This window comes from Kitasatospora sp. NPDC051984 (assembly GCF_044593455.1).
GTDB lineage: Bacteria > Actinomycetota > Actinomycetes > Streptomycetales > Streptomycetaceae > Kitasatospora.
The window spans coordinates 21279-37768 of sequence record NZ_JBIUCB010000027.1; the positions used below are offsets into that span (position 1 = coordinate 21279).

The following is a 16490-nucleotide window of genomic DNA, read 5'->3' on the forward strand; positions in this document are numbered from 1 at the left end:
GTGCTCTGGTGGCTGCGCGTCCGCGCCCTCCCGGCGGTACTGGCCGGCACCGCGCTGGCGGTACTGCTCGGCTCGCAGGCCCGGTCGCTCGTGGTGCCCGTCCCGATCGTGGTGGGCGGGATCTCCTTCCCACTGCCGATGGCCTTCCTGTTCCCGCTGGTCCCGGTCTGCCTCTTCCTGTACGGCCACGGCCGGGCCGACGCGGCCGCCGAACGGACGGCGGTGCGCCGCGTCCCGCTGCTGGACGTGGCCGCGGCGCTCACGGCGACGGCGGTGGCCGGCGCCGCCGGGCTCCACTCCGCGACGGGGGTGATGGTGGCCCGGGACTTCGCCGGCTACCTGGGCCTGGCGCTGATCGTCCGCTGGTGCGCGGGGGTGCTCACGGCGGGCCTGGTGGTGTCCGTGTTCCCGTTCGTCTGCGCCTCGTTGGGGATCCGGGCCGGCGTCCCCCGCGTCTGGGCCTGGCCGTTCCTGCCCGCCGGCTCGGTGCCTGCCGCCCTCGAAGTGCTGGTCCTGCTCTCTTCCGGCCTGCTGCTGCTGTGGCACGGCCCGCTGGAGTGGTCGCGGCGAGCGGATCTTGCCGCGAACTGACCCGCCGGAACGACCGGGAGGCCACCGTCGGGTGACGCCCCGGTGCGGTGAATTGACGTAAGGACACTGGAGGGTGACGTTCCGTCCGATTTGTTGACCGTCCGGGTCCGGTTCCGCCCACTCAGGACTACGATCGATCGATGACGGACACAACGCCCAGAACAGACGACAGAGCCGCCGTCGCGGCCAGGTTCCCGGCCCTCCACGCGCCGCAGCGCTGGGAGTGGGGCGGCATGGACGTGCAGTTCACGACGGAACTGCCCCCGGACGAACTGGTCACCAACATCCACCTGGTGGGTTTCACCGAGGGCCGCGTGGTCCTCTGCCGCGACGTCCGCGGCCACTGGTTCCTCCCCGGCGGCACCCGCGAGGCCGCCGAGAGCATCGAGTCCTGCCTGGCCCGCGAACTCCGCGAAGAGGCCGGCGCCCGCCTCACCGGCCCCCCGACCTGGATCGGCCACCACCTCGCCGTCTCCGAGGGCCCCACCCCCTACCGCCCCTGGCAACCCCACCCCGTCAAGGCCTGGCTCTGGGGCTGGGCCGAAGTCCAGGTCGACTCCGCCCCCACCAACCCCGCCGACGGCGAACAGGTCCTCGAAGTCCGCCTCACCACCCCCGAAGAGGCCCAACACCTCCTCGCCCACCACCGCGAACCCTGGTGGCCCGAACTCGTGGCCCTGGCAACGGAATCCCGCACCGGCGGGTGAGTCAGAACGGACTTCCGTCCTGGAAGTCCGTGTGCCACCACTGAACGGCGGTGAGCACCACATGGCGATGGGGGCCGGTGACGATCTCGTACTCGACGAGGGCGGCGTGACCGTCGAGCGGAATGTCACGAGTGCAGGGATCGTCGCCGATCGGCACACTGGCCCCGTCCCACGGATCTCGCATGAGACGCAACTGCACGGCCAGCAGGGCGTGGTACAGCGAGTCCGGCGCGGCAACCAGCAGCTCTTCGACCTCCAACGAGGGCTCGACGGGCCACAGGTCGGCGGCGTCGAACTCCTCGTCCACCCCTACCCCTCCCGGTTCGCCCTCCGGCTCCGGAGCGAATCCCAGGAGCCCAGCGGGAGTGTACCCGCGCGGGCGGCGGCGGTTCGGGCCTCACGCCCACCACGCCGGTCCAGGGTGGCTCGACACCACCAGACCTCCAGCAGGCGTTCGAACGCCTCACCGGTAGCGGTCCGGCCGAGCTCGACGCGGAACTGCATGCGCCTGCTCGGCGAGAGCGCGGCCGCGATGCCGTCCGGCGTGCGGGGGATCCCGGGGCTCGCACCGGTGTAGTCGTGCGGTTGAGCGCTCACCGTTGCCTCCTCAGCCGGACCGCAGGTCGCTGTTTGTCCAACTTGCACACCCACTTGTATGGGGAATCTTACGCTGCGGGCAGCACAAGACGGCCGGATCCCTGCCATGGGACCGGCCGTCGTGCGGAGGCCTGCTACTTGCCCAGGCCCGCGCGGCGGAGGGCGTCGGCCATCGCCGAGTTGGCGGGCGGCGGCGGGGTGCGGTCGTTCTGGCGGCGGTCCTGGCGCGGGGGGCGGGAGTCGCGGCGGGGTGCGCTCTCGCGGGGGGCGGCGGCAGGACGGGTCTCGTCGTCGAGGCGCAGGGTGAGGCCGATGCGCTTGCGCTGGACGTCGACGGCGGTGACCTTGGCGCGGACGATGTCGCCGGGCTTGACCACCTCGCGCGGGTCCTTGACGAAGTTCTTGGAGAGCGCGGAGACGTGCACCAGGCCGTCCTGGTGGACGCCGATGTCGACGAAGGCGCCGAACGCGGCGACGTTGGTGACGACGCCCTCCAGGATCATGCCGATCTCCAGGTCGGAGATCTTCTCGACGCCGTCCTTGAAGCTGGCGGTCTGGAACGCGGGCCGCGGGTCGCGCCCGGGCTTGTCGAGTTCGCCGAGGATGTCGGTGACGGTCGGCACGCCGAACTTGTCGTCGGCGAAGTCGCCGGGCCGCAGCGAACGCAGCACGGCGCCGTTGCCGATCAGGGCGCCCAGTTCGCCGCCGGTCGCGGCGAGGATCCGTCGCACCACGGGGTAGGCCTCGGGGTGCACCGCGGACGCGTCGAGCGGGTCGTCGCCGTCGGGGATGCGCAGGAAGCCCGCGCACTGTTCGAACGCCTTCGGGCCGAGCCGTGCGACGTCCTTGAGCGCGCGCCGGGTCCGGAACGGCCCGTTCGCGTCGCGGTGGGCGACGATGTTGTCGGCCAGGGTGCCGGTGATGCCGGAGACCCGGGTGAGCAGCGGCGCGGAGGCGGTGTTGACGTCGACGCCGACGGCGTTGACGCAGTCCTCGACGACGGCGTCCAGCGAGCGGGAGAGCTTGAGTTCGCTCAGGTCGTGCTGGTACTGGCCGACGCCGATCGACTTGGGGTCGATCTTGACGAGCTCGGCCAGCGGGTCCTGCAGGCGGCGGGCGATGGAGACGGCGCCGCGGATGGAGACGTCCAGCTCGGGCAGTTCCTGGGCGGCGAACGCGGAGGCGGAGTACACGGACGCGCCGGCCTCGCTGACCATCACCTTGGTGAGCCCGAGCTCGGGGTGGCGCTTGATCAGGTCGGCGGCGAGCCGGTCGGTCTCCCGGGAGGCGGTGCCGTTGCCGATCGCCACCAGGTCGACGTCGTGTGCCGCGGCGAGCCGGGCAAGCACGCCCAGCGCCGCGTCCCACTTGTTGGCGGGCTGGTGCGGGTAGATCGTCTCGTACGCGACGACCTTGCCGGTGGCGTCGACCACGGCGACCTTGACGCCGGTGCGGAAGCCGGGGTCGAGGCCCATGGTGGCGCGGGTGCCGGCGGGGGCGGCGAGCAGCAGGTCGCGCAGGTTGGCGGCGAAGACGCGCACCGCCTCGTCCTCGGCCTCGGCGCGCAGCCGGGTGCGCTGGTCGATGCCGAGGCGGACCAGGATGCGGGTGCGCCAGGCCCAGCGGACGGTGTCGGTGAGCCACTTGTCGGCAGGCCGGCCGCGGTCGGCGATGCCGAACCGGGCGGAGATCCGCTGTTCGTAGTCGCTCGCGCCGGGGAGGTCGGCCTCTTCGGCGCCGTCGTACGGGGAGAGTTCGAGGTCGAGGACCTCTTCTTTCTCGCCGCGCAGCATGGCGAGGATCCGGTGCGAGGGCAGCTTGGTGTACGGCTCGGCGAAGTCGAAGTAGTCGGCGAACTTGGCGCCGTCCTGCTCCTTGCCGTCGCGGACCTTGGCGACCAGCCGGCCGCGGGTCCACATCCGGGTGCGCAGCGAGCCGACCAGGTCGGCGTCCTCGCCGAAGCGTTCGACGAGGATCGCGCGGGCGCCGTCCAGCGCGGCGGCGGCGTCGGCGACCTGCTCGCCCAGGAACGTGGCGGCGAGCGCGGCCGGGTCCTGGGTCGGGTCGGCGAGCAGCGTGTCGGCGAGCGGTTCGAGGCCGGCCTCGCGGGCGATCTGCGCCTTGGTGCGCCGCTTGGGCTTGTACGGGAGGTAGATGTCCTCGAGGCGGGCCTTGGAGTCGGCGGCGAGGATCTGGGCGCGCAGCTTGTCGTCGAGCTTGCCCTGGGAGTCGATGGACTCCAGGACGGCGGTCCGGCGCTCCTCCAGTTCGCGCAGGTAGCGCAGCCGCTCCTCGAGGGTGCGCAGCTGGGTGTCGTCGAGGGCGCCGGTGGCTTCCTTGCGGTAGCGCGCGATGAAGGGGACGGTCGCTCCGCCGTCGAGCAGGCCGACGGCGGCCTGCACCTGGTTCTCGCGGACGCCCAGTTCCTCGGCGATCTTGCGTTCGACGGGCATGGTCACGATGCCGGTCACCCTTTCTGGTGGTTTCGCTTTCTCGCCCGTGCATTCTGGCAGGTCCGGCCGACGGATGTCCGTCGGCCGGGTGGCGGCAGGGGGCGTGGCGCGTTCCGGGGACGTCGGCGGACACGCACCGGCGCCCATCAAGGCGTGCCCGATTTGTCTGATATGAGAAAGTTCGCACGAAGGCTCGCCCCTGTAGTACGACCGCAGTACGACCGCACTGGAGGACACGGTGGCGCAGGTCCCCGCCCGGCCGATCCGCTGGACCCGCCCCGCGACCTGGCCGCGCGAGGTCGTCGCGCTGGCCGTGTACTGGATCGCCAGCCGGATGCTGATGATCGGCGTGATCCGCTCGGGCCGGACCGAGAACGCCGTCGAGGTGGAGTGGCTGTACCAGGGCTGGTCCCAGGTGCTGCGCACCGGCACCTTCCCGGTGAACGACGTCACCTGGCAGTACCCGCCGGGCGCGGCGCTGTCGATGCTCGCGCCCGACCTGCTGCCGTTCCTGACGTACCTCCAGGCGTTCTGGCTGCTGATGCTGATCGCCGATGTACTGACCCTGTGGGCGCTGCTGCGGGTCTCGCTGGGGCGGCCCGGCCGTTCGACGTCGGGCGCGTGGATGTGGACGCTGACGCTGCCGCTGCTGCTCGGCCTGCCGTACGGCCGCTACGACCTGGCGGTGACGGCGCTGGCGGTGCTCGCGCTGCTGCTGCTTCCGGCCCGGCCGCGGCTGGGCGGGGCGCTGGCCGGGATCGGCGCGATGGTCAAGGTGTGGCCGGCGCTGACGGTGCTCGGCACCCCGCGCGGCCGCACCACCCGGCAGGCGTGGACGTCGATGGTGGTCGCCGCGCTCGCCCTGCTGCTGGTGCTGGCCGCGCTGTTCGACCACGCCTTCGACTTCCTGCACGCGCAGCGCGCCCGCGGCGTGGAGATCGAGTCGCTGGGCGGCACGGCCTTCCAGGTGGCCCGGCTGTTCGGCTGGCCCGGCCGGGTCGAGCACCACTACGGCTCGATGGAGTTCCTCGGCCCGTACGTGCACCGGGCGTCCCAGCTGTCCCTGCTGCTGACCGCCGCCGCGTTCGGCTGGCTGCTGCTGTGGCGGCTGCGCGCCCGCCGCTGGACGGCCGCCACCCCGTACGACGCGGCGCTCAGCGCGGTGCTGCTGTTCACCCTGACCAGCCGGGTGATCTCCCCGCAGTACCTGATCTGGCTGGTCGGGCTGGCCGCGGTCTGCCTGTCCGTGCGGGGCACCTGCCAGCGGCCGGTGGCGCTGCTGCTGATCCCGGTGGTGGGTCTGACCACCGTCGACTACCCGCTGTTCTTCGAGGCGGCGATGGCCGGCGGCTGGCGGCCCACCGTGGTGATCGTGGCCCGCAACGGGCTGCTGCTGGCGGCGGGTCTGTGGTCGGCCGGCCGGCTGTGGCGGGCCACCGTCCCGTCCCGTGCCCGCCGCGCCGCGGACGCGCCCGCCGGGCCCCGGCCGGACGCCGATCCGGTCCGCACCTCCTGACCGCACCGGCCGCCGGCCGTACACTCGCGGCCATGGCCGACACCGAATTGGACCGGCTCGCCGCCGGGAAGTACCTGCTGGTCACCAGTTACCGCAAGGACGGCAGCGCCGTGCCGACCGCGGTGTGGATGGTGCGCGACGGCGACACCCTCGGGGTGTGGACCGCCGCCGAATCGTGGAAGGTCAAGCGGATCCGGCGGCGCGCCGACGTCCTGGTCGGCGCGTGCGACCTGCGCGGCAACCCCAGCGGCGAGAGCGTGCCGGCCACCGCGGTGATCGCCGACGCGGCCACCACCGAGCGCTACCGGAAGCTGCTCGCCCGCAAGTATCACGTGCTCTTCTGACTCACCCACCTCGGCAGCCTGCTGCGCCGCGGCCGGACCGGCACCGTCGGCCTCACCATCCGGCTGTCCTGACGGCGCCTCAGGCCTGGTAGGGCAGCAGCTCCGGGCGCTTGGCGGGCCGCCCGTCGCCGGAGGAGCGGCCGCGCAGCCGCCGGCCGATCCACGGGCCGACGTGGGTGCGCAGCCAGCGGGCGTCCTCGCGGACCTTCTGGCCCCGGGTGCGGGTGTCGGGCTCGGCGAGCGGCGCCCGCCAGTCCTCCTCGGACGGGCGGCCGAGTGCCTCCAGCACCGCCAGCGCGACCCGGCGGTGGCCCTCCGGCGACAGGTGCAGCCGGTCCTCCGCCCACAGCCGGCGGTCGTCGAACGCGGGCGCCGAGAACAGGTCGACCAGCACCACCCGGCCCGGGTACTCCCGAACCGTCCGTTCGACGAACGCCTTCATCCGCAGGATCGCCGGCAGCAGTCGCGCGCTGCCGGCCATCCGCCGGGTCGGGTCGGTCGAGGTGAACAGCACCACGGTGCGGCCCTCGGCGACCAGTTCGGCCGTGCACTCGCCGAGCCGCCGCTCCACCTCGGCGACGTCGCACCCGGGCCGCAGTACGTCGTTCAGCCCGCCCGCCAGCGTCACCAGGTCGGCATCGGTCGCGGCCGCCAGGCCCACCTGCTCGTCCCGGATCTGGCCGATCAGCTTGCCCCGCACGGCGAGGTTCGCGTACCGGAAGCCGTCCTGCTCGGCCGCCAGCACGCCCGCGACCCGGTCCGCCCAGCCCAGGAACTCCCCGTCCGGCAGGACGTCGTCGCACATCCCCTCGGTGAACGAGTCCCCGACCGCCACCATCGCCCGGTACTGCCGCACACCGCCTCCTGGATTTTCGCTCCTGCCCGCCCCACCCTACCCAGGCGTAACCGGGGCGCTGCGGGGCCGGGGCACCACCTCCACGGCCTCCGGGCCGTTGACGACCAGCGACGGGAGACGGGCGGGCCGCTGCCCGGGTTCGGCCAGGGCCAGCTCGGGCAGTCGCTCGAACAGGGTGCTCAGTGCCACCTCCGCCTCCAGCCGGGCCAGCGGTGCGCCGACGCAGAAGTGCGGGCCGTGGCCGAACGCCAGGTGGCTCTTGTCCGTGCGGGTGGGGTCGAACTCGTCGGGGCGGTCCGGGTGTTCCTGCGGGTCGCGGCCCGCGGCGGCGAAGCCGACCATGATCGGGTCGCCCTTGGCGATCAGCACGCCCTCGCCGAGGTCGATGTCCTCCAGCGCGTACCGCAGCGGGACGTACATGACGGGGCCTTCCACCCGCAGCGTCTCCTCGATCACGTCCGTCCAGTCGATCGTGCCCGCCCGCAGCCGGGCCAGTTGCTCGGGGTGGGTGAGCAGTTCCAGCGCGGCGCTGGAGATCAGGTTGACGGCCGTCTCGAAGCCGGCGGCGATCATCGTGAACAGCGTGCCGACCAACTCGTGTTCCGCCAGCGGCTGTTCGCCCGGCCGGTCGGAGAGCAGCAGGTCGCTGGTCAGGTCCGCGCCCGGGTTGGCCCGCTTGTGGGCGGCCAACTCGCCGAGGCGCTCGTAGAGTTCGTTCTGCACGGCGAGCGCGGCGTCCTCGGCCATGGAGGAGTCCAGCGCCCGGTCGATCAGCGCGCCCAGCCTCTCGCGCCGCTCCTCGGGCACGCCGAACAGGTCGCAGATCACCGTCATGGTCAGCGGCCTCGCCAGCGCGGACCGCAGGTCGGCGCACTCACCCGGCGCGAGCGCGCCGAGTGCCGCCACCAGCTGGTCGGCCATCGCCTGCACCTGGGGGCGCATCAGTTTGACCCGGCGCGGCATGAAGCTCGGGGCGATCCGGCCCCGGGCCCGGCGGTGCTCCTCGCCGTACCGGTTGACCAGGCTGTCCTGGAACGCCACCGACCCCAGCACCCAGCCGTCCGGTACGTCCGCCATCCCCGGCCAGTGGCGGCGGAAGTCCCGCGACACCCGCGGGTCGGTGGTCAGTGCCTGGATCACGCTGTGCCTGGTCACCGACCAGGCGCGGACCCGGCCCGGCAGCTCGACCAGCACCGCCGGGCCCTGCACCCGCAGTTCGGCGGCCTCCGCGTGCGGCGAGGCCGCGGTGGGGTCGAGAAACGGACACTTGGGAACGGAAGGATCGGACACGGCGTGCTCCCCTCATCACCGAACGCCCTTGCGATGCCTCACATCGTGGCGCCCCCGCCCGACCCCCGGAAGCCTCCCTTCACCATTGGCCTGATTCCGCCCCTCCCAACGCCAACTCCCGCTCCACTGAAGCCAATTGATCAGCCGGAGGTGAGGGACACCGAGGCCTCGGGGGTGTGCAGTTGGAAGGTGAGCGACTCCTGCAGGTAGAGGTGGACGGTGCTGTCGTCGTGCGAGAGGTAGCCGATCGACAGGTCCTCGCCGAGGTGGAGTTCGAAGTCGCCGCCGCGGGCGGAGAGCAGGATGGCGCCCTCGACGGCGGGGGCCCAGATGATGTCGCCGTCGAGCAGCCGGGCGAGGTGGTTGTGGACGGGGTAGCCGTGGTCGGAGGTCTCGTTGACGGCGGTGAAGATGTCGGCGCCGAGCAGCAGCGAGTAGGGGCCGCCGACGCCGGCCAGGCGCAGCGCGGTGAGGCCGCGGCTGACGGCGTTGGGGTACTCGCGGACGTCGGCGGGCAGGGCGACGGGGTGGTTGCTGGAGCCGTCCCGGATGCCGGTGATGCCGGCGGCGGACCAGCCGTCGAAGACGGCGCGGTCCTCGGCGAGGGCGATGGTGCGGGCGGCGTCCTTGACCGGGTCCCAGTCGGAGTCCTTGGAGCCGCGTTCGACGTCGTCCACGGCGGCCCGGGTGACGGTGAACGGGACGCGCAGTTCGACCAGTGCCCGGCATTCCCGGGCCCGGGCCTGGACGTTGTAGGACGGGGCGGCGATGTCGGCGAGGTGGCCGGTGCCGATCGCGGCGAGTTCCGGCCCGTCGGGGCCGAGCAGGTCGATCACCCGGCGGCCGGCCAGGTGCAGGGTGAAGGTGCGCCGGGCCTCCTCCTCGATTTCGGCCCAGGCGGCGGCGGAGACGGGCGCCAGCTCGCGGTGCAGGTTGTTCACGGGGAGAGACTCCTCTTCAGGCTGCCGATGTGGAGACTGCCGTCCCGGGCCGCCGAAGGTGCGGACGGTTCCGGTGGCTGCGGTGCGGACGGTGCGTCGGTGCGCGCCCGGGCCGCGTCGGGGGTGCCGGGCGCGGGCGGCGGGTCGCTCAGGAAGTCCTTGCTCGGGACGTGAAAGAGCGTCCCGGTGACGGGAGTCGAGAAGTCCAGCAGCCGGTCGTGGGTGGCGGGCCCGCGGCCGAGGAACATGTTGCGGAGCATCTCCTCGGTCACCCACGGGTCGCGGGCGTAGCCGATGAAGTAGGTGCCGCACTCGCCGCCCTCGGTGAACGAGCCGAACGGCATGTTCAGCCGCCAGATGTCGAGCCCCTCGCCGTCCGGCCCGGTGACGGTGTTCAGCGCGACGTGCGAGTCCGCGGGCTTGGCCGCATCGTCCAGTTCGACGTTGTCGAGCTTGGTGCGCCCGATGATCAGCTCCTGCCGTTCGGTGCTGAGCGCGTTCCAACCGGCCATGTCGTGCAGGTACTTCTGCACGATGACGTAGGAGCCGCCGGCGAACGCCGGGTCCTCCTCGCCGATCAGCACGGCGTCGGTGGCGTCCTGGCCGACCGGGTTCTCCGTGCCGTCGACGAAGCCGATCAGGTCGCGGCAGTCGAAGTACCGGAAGCCGTGCGTCTCGTCGAGGACGCTCACCGCGGCGCCGAGCCGGCCGGTGATCTTGGTGGCGAGTTCGAAACACAGGTCCATGCGTTCGGCGCGGACGTGCAGCAGCAGGTCGCCGGGGGTGGCGGGGGCGAGGTGCCGGGAGCCGGCCAACTCCTCGAAGGGGTGCAGCCCGGCGGGGCGGGGGCCGGCGAACAGCCGGTCCCAGGCGTCCGATCCGATGCCGACGACCAGGGCCAGCCCGTCGTGCGGGGCGCGGCTGCCGACCGAGCGGGTCAGCCCACCGAGGTCGGGCAGCAGGTCGCGGACGGTCTGCTCGCCACCGTCCTCGATGCCGAGCACCAGGAACACGGCGGCCCCGGTCAGATTGGCGAGGACCGGTTGGGGCTGCGGCATGGCGGATGCTCCCAGGGGGGACGATCGGACGCCCGCCGACCATACCGGGCAAAAGGCCCAAGACTCCGCGATAGCACCCTAATCGGGCGTGTCCCCATGCTGGGGAGCCACTGTCAGGCGGAGGCCCCGATCGCGGCCACCGTCAGCATCAGCAGCGCGAACAGGCCGCCGTACACGGCGAGATGGAAGCGGCCCCCGCGGCCGGTGAAGCGCAGCCAGTGGCGGCCCGGCTCGTCGACGGACTCGCCGCACAGTGCGCCGAAGACCGTGCCGAACAGCAACACCCCCGGGGCGTAGCCGAACAGAAGTTGAGCGAGGCCCGACTGATCGTGCTCCTCCGCGTAGAGGTCGCCGAGGGCGGTCGCGAACAGGACGACCAGCAGGAGCAGGAGCAGCGCGACCAGCACGGCGGGCCGCCGGTTCACGGGCCGGCGCTCCCACAGCGAGCGCATGGGGCCGCCCGCCGGAATGAGCGCCGCACCCAGGAGGCCGGATGGGAACTCGCCGTCGCCGAGCAGCGCCATGACGCCCCAGGCCAGCAGGATCAGGGCCACCCCCAGGCCCGCCCCGAGCGCCCCCGCCACCAGCCCGCCCAGCGCGCGCGAACGGTCGGTCTCCGGCATGTCCCCTCCTCCTACTGGGCGTTGAGCACCGCGATCCCCGAATCCCCGGCCTCGAACCCGGCGAGCAGTTCGTCCAGGGTGTGCACCGGCCCGAGGTGGTCGATCAGCAGGACGGCCTGCTTCTCGCCGTCCTGCTCGGCCGGCTCGAAGTCGGTGACGAGTTCGCGGCGCAGCAGCGTCACCCAGCCGCCCTCGTCCAACTGTCGCTCCGGTACGGCGAGTTCCTCGTCGAGCACGGCCCGCTGGGCGACCAGCGTGACGGCCAGCCGGTCGCCGGTGCGGGTGTAGCGGGCGGAGAGGTCGAAGGGCAGCAGGTAGAAGACGCCCTCCTCGCCCTCGTGGCCGCGGTCCAGCAGGCGGAAGGCGGCCTGTTCACCGGGGTCGGCGGACTCGCCGTCCAGCGAGAGCAGCACCCCGATCTCGTCCGGCCCGAACGGGGGTACGGCGGTGATCCACATGCGCGAGGAGTCGTCCATGGCCGCCAGCCAAGCACAACTCGCCGACAGCACCGGGCTATTGCGCCGGTCCTCCGCCGGTCCAGGTGTGGTTGGCGGAGCGGTGGTGCCGGGCCGCCGCGACGTCCCGGCCGACGGCGGCGCGGTGGGCCTCGGTGTGGTCGTACGCCGGGCGCCGGCGCCCGAACCGGCGGCGTGACCAGCGGTAGACATCGACAAGCATCGCGATTGGACGCAGCACAGCGGAACCCCCCGTTCGCCGCCGGGCGACCGGTCGTGCCCGGACGAGGTGATTTTACCCAACTATGGTACGGCTCAACTCATTTGGCGGCGTACCAGTGTCCGCGGAAGGCGTCGGTCGGGCGCGGCTCGCCGAGTTCGGGGGTGCCCCAGTGGGCGAGCGCCTCGATGACGGGGCGCAGTTCGGTGCCGCGGTCGGTGAGTTCGTAGACGGTGGCGTTGGCGGGGCGCTCCAGGCGGCGGCGCTCGACCAGTCCTTCGGCCTCCAGCTGCTTGAGGCGGGTCGCCAGGATGTCGGTGGAGACGCCCGGCAGGTCGGCGTGCAGGTCGGTGTAGCGGCGCGGTCCGCCGAGGAGTTCACGGACGATCAGGAGGCTCCAGCGCTCCCCGACCGCGTCCAGGGCGCGGGCGACGGCGCAGTACTGGTCGTAGCTTCGGCGTGGCATGTCGTCAGCATAGCCAAGAAGTTGGACTTTCCAAGTGCTCACTTGGTAGAACGAAGCAAGCCGGCCGCAGGGGCTCGGTGACGGGTCGGGAGGCCGCTGATGGAGTTTCGCCAGTCCAGCAAGCTGAAAGACGTGTGCTACGAGATCCGCGGCCCGGTCGTCGACACCGCCAACGCCCTGGAGGAGGCCGGCCACAGCGTCCTGCGCCTGAACACCGGCAACCCGGCGCCGTTCGGCTTCGAGGCGCCCGAGGAGATCGTCCAGGACATCGTCCGCAACCTCGCCAACGCGCACGGCTACAGCGACTCCCGCGGCATCCTGCCGGCCCGCCGCGCCGTCGTGCAGTACTACCAGCAGCGCGGCGTCCCGAACGTCGGCGTGGACGACGTGTACCTCGGCAACGGCGTCTCCGAGCTGATCCAGATGAGCGTGCAGGCCCTGGTGGACACCGGCGACGAGGTGCTCGTCCCGATGCCGGACTACCCGCTCTGGACGGCCGTGGTGACCTTCGCCGGCGGCAAGGCGGTGCACTACCTGTGCGACGAGGAGTCCGACTGGTACCCGGACCTGGACGACATCGCCTCGAAGATCACCGACCGCACCAAGGCCATCGTGGTGATCAACCCGAACAACCCGACCGGCGCGGTCTACCCGAAGGAACTCCTCCAAGGCCTGCTCGACCTGGCACGCCGTCACAACCTGATGGTCTTCGCCGACGAGATCTACGACAAGATCCTCTACGACGGCGTCGAGCACCACTGCCTGGCCGCCCTCGCCGACGACGTCCTCACCCTCACCTTCAACGGCCTCTCCAAGTCCTACCGGGTGGCCGGCTTCCGCAGCGGCTGGCTGGTCGTCTCCGGCCCCAAGCAGCGCGCCAAGGACTACCTCGAAGGCCTCACCATGCTGGCCGGCATGCGCCTGTGCCCCAACGTGCCCGCCCAGTACGCCGTCCAGGCCGCGCTCGGCGGCCGGCAGTCCATCAACGACCTGGTCCTGCCGAACGGCCGCCTCACCGAACAGCGCGACGTCACCTGGCGGGCGCTGAACGAGATCCCCGGCGTCTCCTGCGTCAAGCCGCGCGGCGCGCTCTACGCCTTCGCCAAGCTCGACCCCGCCGTCCACAAGATCGTCGACGACGAGCGCTTCGTCCTCGACCTGCTGCTCCGCGAGAAGATCCACATCGTCCAGGGCACCGGCTTCAACTGGCCCCGCCCCGACCACTTCCGCTTCGTCACCCTCCCCCGCGCCGACGACCTGGAGACGGCCATCAACCGGATCGGGCGCTTCCTGGCCACCTACCGCCAGTAGCGGCGCGTCAGCCGACGGCCGGGGCCGCTCGCCGCTCCGGCCGGGCCCCAGCCGTCCAGGGTGGGCAGCATCTTCTCGGCGAGGCGGAGCAGCGTCTCGCGGTTCACCGGGCCACCGTCGTCGCGCCACACGGCCAACTCGATGCGGCCGCCGGGGCCGTCACCGGACTTGGCCTTGCCCGAGGAGTCGAAGCTGATCCAGGACGTGGGCTCCGAGTGACCCATGGCCGGCCGACCGGCCACCGGGTCGCCGAGCGGGCTGACGCCGGTCGGCCTGCCCGCCGCGTCGTACCGGACGGTGGGGTATCCGGTCCCGGCTCGGCGCCCGGCTCAGCGCCCGGCTCAGCGCCCGCCGAACGGCCGGACCGGGGTCTGGGACGGGGACGGCCGGGGCGACTTGCCCGGCTCGGCGGCGAGCGGGGGCGAGGGCCAGCCGTCCAGGGTGGGTATCAGCTTCTCGGCCAGCGTGTTCAGCCGCAGGCCGTTCACCTCGCCGCCCTGGACGTCCCAGATGACCAGTTCGAGGGAACCGCCGCTGCCGTCCGCGTTCTGGGCGACCGACAGGTGTTCGGCCCGGCCGCTTGACCGCTCGGCAGGGGCGGCCGTACCGGGGCCGAGCCGGACGGCGATCGTCGGGTCCGAGTAGTGCATCGTGGGCCGGCCGGCGACGTGGTCCAGGCCGGCGACCACGTCGAGGAGGGCGCTGTCCGCGTCGTACTGCCGGGTGGGATGCACCGACAGGGCGACCTTGACACTGCCGATCTGCACCTCCGCCGCCGACTTGGGGGCGGTCAGCAGGAAGCCCGCGGGCTGCGCGATCGAGACGTGCTCACCCGGCAGGTTCAGCAGCTGCGGCAGATCGGGGCGGTTCAGCGCGGCGCAGGTCGCCGGATAGCCCGGGTCGTCACTCGCGGTGGGCGGCCTGCAGGCAGCCGGCTCGGCACCCCCCGGCCCGACCGCCGACGGCATCAACCCGGAGCCCCAGGCCACCGTGCCCAGCAGGACCAGCGCCCCCACCGCCGACATCCCACACACCCACTGGCTCGTGATCCGCTGCACCGGCTGCTCCGCCATGCCCCACCCTCGTGATCATCCGCTGTCGAAACCAGGCGAACCTAGCACGGCAGTTCGAACCCGCACCGGCAGCTCCCAGCAGGGAGGCTGGCGATGCGGGCACCCGGTCGCCCACAATGCGCGGCATGCGAACCTCGGCCGTCCGGGCCTTCACCCACCGTCAACTCCGCGGCCGCACCGTCATGTTCGACGGCACCCCGACCCTGGCACTGGACGGCATCGAACAGCTCGCCACCGCCGTCGCCGCCCGCACCGCCGACCCGATCACCGTCGCCGCCGTCTACGTGCACGGCCTGGCGGAACACGGCGGGTGGCGGCGCCCGCAGCTGGTCGAGGCCGGGATCGACACCCGGCTGATCGACGCCGCCGAGGCCGTCCGGGGCGAGTGGACCGCGCGCCTGCGCCTCTCCGCCAAGTCCCTTGCGCGGGGCGCCCTGATCCGCGACTGCCAGCGGACCGTACCGGGGCCGAGAGCCGCGATGGCCGAGTACTGGGCCTGGCAGCGGGCCGAAGCCGACCTGGTCCGGCACGGCGCCCCCGATCCCGCCGGCATCCGGCAGCTGATCGCCGACCTGGAATCCGCCGACCCCGAGACCGCCCATTACGCCAGGGTGATGTGCGATCGGATCCGTCCCGCGGAAGCGGTCGAACCGCTGCTCGCCGCCGCCGACCGGCTGGACCCGGCCCAGGCACACAACGGACGGCTCACGCTGATCCAAGTCGCCGCCAGCTGCATGACCACCGCCCAACTGCCGCTCGCCCTGCGCCTGGTCACCTACCCCGACGAGCTGCTGCGCGACAGCGCGGCCCGGGTCCTGCGCCGCCTCGACGACCCCGCCGCCCGCGCAGCCGTCACCGAGTACGACCTACAGCGGCTGCGCCCGGTCCTGGGGCTCGCCGAGGACGAACCGACGCCCCGCCGGCCGCAGGAGATCAACCGCCGGCTGATCGCCCTCGTCACCGCCGACCCGTCACACCTCGGCGCCGTCCGCGCCCTGGGCCGCCACGGTGACGCGTCCGCCCTGCCCGTGCTGACGGCCGCCCTCGGCCACCGGAGCAGTGTGCTGCAGCGCGCCGCCGACGAGGCGATCGAGGCGATCGGCGGCACCGAGGCCCGCCGTCGCGCCGCCCTCGCCGTGCTGCGCGACCCGACCGCCGCACCCGACCGGGCCGCGCACGTCGCCCACCGGCTCGAACTCACCGAGGCCGTCCCCGAGTTGATCGCCGCCATCGGCCGCACCAACGGGGTCGTCCACGACGTCGTGGTGGCCCTCACCCGACTCGGCGCGACCGAGGCGGTGCCCGCCCTCGTCGACGCCTTCCGCCGCGCGAAGTGGGCACAGCCGATGCTGATCACGGCCCTGACACAGCTCGGCCCCGACCCGGCCGTGGACCTGCTCCTCGCCGAGGCCCGCAACCCGCTCCACGGCAACCGCACGCTGGTCATGAACGCCCTGGCCCGCTGCACCGACCGACGCGCCACCGACCTGATCGTCACCCTGCTGCTGCACGGCGTGGTCCGGCCCGAGCTGGTCCGCCCGCTGGCCGACCGCGGCGACCCCGAACTATTCGACGTGCTGGCCGAGTTGGTCAACACCACGACCAACCGGAAGATCCGGCGACTCGCCACCCACGGCATCCGGCGGATCGCCGAGACCGACCCCGCCCTGGTCGAACGTCGGATCTCCTGGATCCGCGAACCGATCTCCCGAACCTGGCTCGAACCCCGGCTCCCGGACGGACCGGAGCGGCTGAAGCGCCTCGAAGCCGCCACCCGGGACGGCGACCAGCGGGTACGCGCCCAGGCCGTCAAGTCACTTGCGCTGATCGGCACTTCGGAGGCCTTCGCGGTGATCCGGCAGCTACGCGAGGACCCGAGCCGGCACGTCCGGGCCTGCGTCGAAGGTACGTTGCTGCACCGCGCTCCGGTTGCCGATCGATAACGAACCCATCACTCGAACTACACGGCTCGCACACACTCGGAAGGAT

At 72.6% G+C, this 16490-nt stretch carries 17 protein-coding genes and 2 pseudogenes; 6 read left to right on the forward strand and 13 right to left on the reverse strand.

Features of this window, described 5'->3' with window-relative positions; all coding sequences use genetic code 11:
• Both ACIHEI_RS32405 and ACIHEI_RS32410 read left to right on the forward strand, forming a co-directional pair.
• Entirely contained in the window at positions 1–591 is a 591-nt protein-coding gene (locus ACIHEI_RS32405) for a hypothetical protein (protein WP_396609204.1), read from the forward strand.
• 140 nt (positions 592–731) lie between these two features.
• Positions 732–1298, forward strand: coding sequence for an NUDIX domain-containing protein (locus tag ACIHEI_RS32410; RefSeq protein ID WP_392948358.1), 567 nt, complete (start codon positions 732–734; stop codon positions 1296–1298).
• Between the two features lies 1 nt (position 1299).
• Here ACIHEI_RS32410 and ACIHEI_RS32415 read toward each other — a convergent pair whose 3' ends face one another.
• The 3 genes from ACIHEI_RS32415 to ACIHEI_RS32425 form a co-directional block, all read right to left on the reverse strand.
• The gene (locus tag ACIHEI_RS32415; protein ID WP_392948361.1) at positions 1300–1605 is read right to left on the reverse strand and encodes a hypothetical protein; all 306 of its coding nucleotides are present in this window, start codon (positions 1603–1605) and stop codon (positions 1300–1302) included.
• 2 nt (positions 1606–1607) lie between these two features.
• Positions 1608–1895, reverse strand: a complete 288-nt coding sequence (locus ACIHEI_RS32420) for a hypothetical protein (RefSeq protein ID WP_396609205.1) — start codon at positions 1893–1895, stop codon at positions 1608–1610.
• A gap of 134 nt (positions 1896–2029) precedes the next feature.
• Entirely contained in the window at positions 2030–4348 is a 2319-nt protein-coding gene (locus ACIHEI_RS32425) for a Tex family protein (RefSeq protein WP_396609250.1), read from the reverse strand.
• A 238-nt stretch (positions 4349–4586) separates the two neighbouring features.
• On the opposite strand from ACIHEI_RS32425, the gene ACIHEI_RS32430 reads away from it, so the two are divergent.
• Both ACIHEI_RS32430 and ACIHEI_RS32435 read left to right on the forward strand, forming a co-directional pair.
• The gene (locus ACIHEI_RS32430) at positions 4587–5864 is read left to right on the forward strand and encodes a glycosyltransferase 87 family protein (protein ID WP_396609206.1); all 1278 of its coding nucleotides are present in this window, start codon (positions 4587–4589) and stop codon (positions 5862–5864) included.
• A gap of 32 nt (positions 5865–5896) precedes the next feature.
• Positions 5897–6280, forward strand: a pseudogene (locus ACIHEI_RS32435) (PPOX class F420-dependent oxidoreductase).
• A gap of 7 nt (positions 6281–6287) precedes the next feature.
• Here ACIHEI_RS32435 and ACIHEI_RS32440 read toward each other — a convergent pair.
• The 8 genes and pseudogenes from ACIHEI_RS32440 to ACIHEI_RS32475 all read right to left on the reverse strand — a co-directional run.
• Positions 6288–7064, reverse strand: coding sequence for an SGNH/GDSL hydrolase family protein (locus ACIHEI_RS32440; protein WP_392948369.1), 777 nt, complete (start codon positions 7062–7064; stop codon positions 6288–6290).
• A gap of 36 nt (positions 7065–7100) precedes the next feature.
• Complete coding sequence (locus ACIHEI_RS32445) at positions 7101–8354, reverse strand: cytochrome P450 (RefSeq protein WP_396609207.1); 1254 nt, start codon at positions 8352–8354, stop codon at positions 7101–7103.
• 140 nt (positions 8355–8494) lie between these two features.
• On the reverse strand, positions 8495–9295 hold the full coding sequence (locus tag ACIHEI_RS32450; protein ID WP_396609208.1) for a family 1 encapsulin nanocompartment shell protein: 801 nt from the start codon (positions 9293–9295) through the stop codon (positions 8495–8497).
• On the reverse strand, positions 9292–10353 hold the full coding sequence (locus ACIHEI_RS32455) for a Dyp-type peroxidase (protein ID WP_396609209.1): 1062 nt from the start codon (positions 10351–10353) through the stop codon (positions 9292–9294). Before ACIHEI_RS32455 ends, ACIHEI_RS32450 begins: the two co-directional genes overlap by 4 nt.
• A gap of 113 nt (positions 10354–10466) precedes the next feature.
• The gene (locus ACIHEI_RS32460; protein ID WP_396609210.1) at positions 10467–10976 is read right to left on the reverse strand and encodes a hypothetical protein; all 510 of its coding nucleotides are present in this window, start codon (positions 10974–10976) and stop codon (positions 10467–10469) included.
• Positions 10977–10987: 11 nt separating this feature from the next.
• Positions 10988–11452: a hypothetical protein gene (locus ACIHEI_RS32465; protein WP_396609211.1), complete on the reverse strand. Its 465-nt coding sequence runs from the start codon at positions 11450–11452 to the stop codon at positions 10988–10990.
• Positions 11453–11489: 37 nt separating this feature from the next.
• Positions 11490–11654: a hypothetical protein gene (locus ACIHEI_RS32470; protein WP_396609212.1), complete on the reverse strand. Its 165-nt coding sequence runs from the start codon at positions 11652–11654 to the stop codon at positions 11490–11492.
• A gap of 106 nt (positions 11655–11760) precedes the next feature.
• Positions 11761–12117, reverse strand: a pseudogene (locus ACIHEI_RS32475) (winged helix-turn-helix transcriptional regulator); the annotation flags it as partial.
• Between the two features lie 99 nt (positions 12118–12216).
• Between ACIHEI_RS32475 and ACIHEI_RS32480 the strand changes: the two are divergent.
• Positions 12217–13428, forward strand: a complete 1212-nt coding sequence (locus tag ACIHEI_RS32480; RefSeq protein ID WP_396609213.1) for a pyridoxal phosphate-dependent aminotransferase — start codon at positions 12217–12219, stop codon at positions 13426–13428.
• Here the strand turns inward: ACIHEI_RS32480 and ACIHEI_RS32485 are convergent.
• Together ACIHEI_RS32485 and ACIHEI_RS32490 are read right to left on the reverse strand one after the other, a co-directional pair.
• A complete protein-coding gene (locus ACIHEI_RS32485; protein ID WP_396609214.1) occupies positions 13416–13652 on the reverse strand; it encodes a hypothetical protein in 237 nt (78 codons plus the stop codon). The genes ACIHEI_RS32480 and ACIHEI_RS32485 overlap by 13 nt on opposite strands.
• Positions 13653–13769: 117 nt before the next feature.
• On the reverse strand, positions 13770–14501 hold the full coding sequence (locus tag ACIHEI_RS32490; RefSeq protein ID WP_396609215.1) for a DUF6215 domain-containing protein: 732 nt from the start codon (positions 14499–14501) through the stop codon (positions 13770–13772).
• 125 nt (positions 14502–14626) lie between these two features.
• On the opposite strand from ACIHEI_RS32490, the gene ACIHEI_RS32495 reads away from it, so the two are divergent.
• Positions 14627–16444, forward strand: coding sequence for a HEAT repeat domain-containing protein (locus ACIHEI_RS32495; RefSeq protein ID WP_396609216.1), 1818 nt, complete (start codon positions 14627–14629; stop codon positions 16442–16444).
• The last annotated feature ends 46 nt before the right edge of the window (positions 16445–16490 follow it).